The following is a 1,102-nucleotide window of genomic DNA, read 5'->3' as shown; positions in this document are numbered from 1 at the left end:
AAGAATAAAAGAACAAAACAGAACTTAATATAAAAAGAATACAGAAGCAATTCAGACGACAAAGATATAACAGCAAGAATAACAGAAGACTACGAAAACTTCAAATTAGGAGATAAATTGGAACTTACTTCTGATGTAGAAGGATATAAATTATCCTTATTAGACGACAGCAATCAAATAACATTAGATCCGAACAATACAGATATAGTGCAAGACACATCATATGGAGACGGATACGAAGTAGGATATAAAAAAGCAGATATAAAAGTGAAATATCAAGCACTACCTGTAGAATTAAAAATAGAATTGGTAAAATTGGTAAACGGAGCAGAACAAGCCATAACATCAGCACCGAACGTGACAGTAAAAGTAGACGGAGCAGAGCAAACCATAACACAAGGAACGACACTAAATGCAAAATATGCAGATGAAGTAGAAATAACACCTACAAATAATACAAGTTATGCAGTTGATAAAGTAGAAGGAGCCGATAAAGATAATGATATATATAAAATATCATTAAAAGGAACAAACGTAAACAAAGCTCAAGACAAATATACAAAGACAATAAAAATAATATACAAAGAAGTTGTGCAAGGTGGTAGTGGAGAAACAGACGGTGGTGGAGGAACAAATCCGACAACACCTACTAATCCTGCCAATCCGACAACACCGACAAATCCGGCAACACCTAATACTCCAAACAATACAACAAACACAGGCACATCTGAAACAACACCTGTAAATCCGACAGTACCGGGTTCACAAGTAAATCCGACAACACCGACAATAGCAAACGAAGAAAGAACAACAACACCGACTTATCAAATAGACGAGTTACCTGATCCTAACAGTCCAAATGCACCTGACAGAATAGTAGTATCTGATGAAGACGGAGTACCGCTTGGAACATATACAAAAAGAATAAATCCTGACGGAACATTCGAGTATGTAGACGAAGACGGAGTACCTCTCGGAGCGACAAAGTTGGTAAAAACAGGAGATGAGTTTCCACAAATACCGCTTACAATAGCATCAATATTATCAGGATTAGGATTGATATTGATAAAAAGAAAGAGAAGATAATTAAAATATTAAAAAA

1 protein-coding gene is annotated in these 1,102 nt (G+C 35.4%); it reads left to right on the top strand.

Features of this window, described 5'->3' with window-relative positions:
- Nucleotides 1–117 precede the first annotated feature (117 nt).
- Nucleotides 118–1,086 carry a hypothetical protein gene (locus HMPREF9629_RS12355; protein WP_009526484.1) on the top strand — a complete coding sequence of 323 codons (969 nt, stop codon included), beginning with the start codon at nt 118–120 and terminating at the stop codon, nt 1,084–1,086.
- Nucleotides 1,087–1,102 lie beyond the last annotated feature (16 nt).

It is taken from the genome of Peptoanaerobacter stomatis (assembly GCF_000238115.1).
GTDB classification, from domain to species: Bacteria; Bacillota; Clostridia; order Peptostreptococcales; family Filifactoraceae; genus Peptoanaerobacter; species Peptoanaerobacter stomatis.
Note: the sequence above shows the minus strand (reverse complement) of the source record. Positions and strands in the feature narration are given on the sequence as shown.